The organism is Kitasatospora sp. MBT63, from assembly GCF_000710465.2.
In the GTDB taxonomy this organism is placed as follows: domain Bacteria; phylum Actinomycetota; class Actinomycetes; order Streptomycetales; family Streptomycetaceae; genus Kitasatospora.
The window spans coordinates 1-219 of record NZ_JAIZ01000693.1 but is presented as its reverse complement, the minus strand read 5'-3'; the positions used below and the strand labels follow the sequence as shown (position 1 = coordinate 219).

Below are 219 nucleotides of genomic sequence, written 5' to 3'. Positions count from 1 at the left end.
CTGCAGGGCCGCCAGGCGGGCGCCCCGGTACTCCACCGACCGCTCATCCGCACCGCGCTGCTCCAGGCCCTGGAGCACCGGATCGGCCACGTCCACGCACACGATCCGGTAGGGGGCGATCACCCCGTCCGAGACTGCCTGCCCGAGCGGATAGCTGTGGGCGATGGGACCGAAGGCGGCCAGGCTCTCGTCGTCCATGCTCGCGATCAGCTCGGCCGA

General features: G+C 72.1%; 1 protein-coding gene. It reads right to left on the bottom strand.

From position 1 onward, the window contains the following. On the bottom strand, window positions 1–198 hold a 198-nt coding region (locus tag AA75_RS36535; protein WP_149038592.1), incomplete at its 3' end, for a hypothetical protein. Between the last annotated feature and the right edge of the window lie 21 nt (window positions 199–219).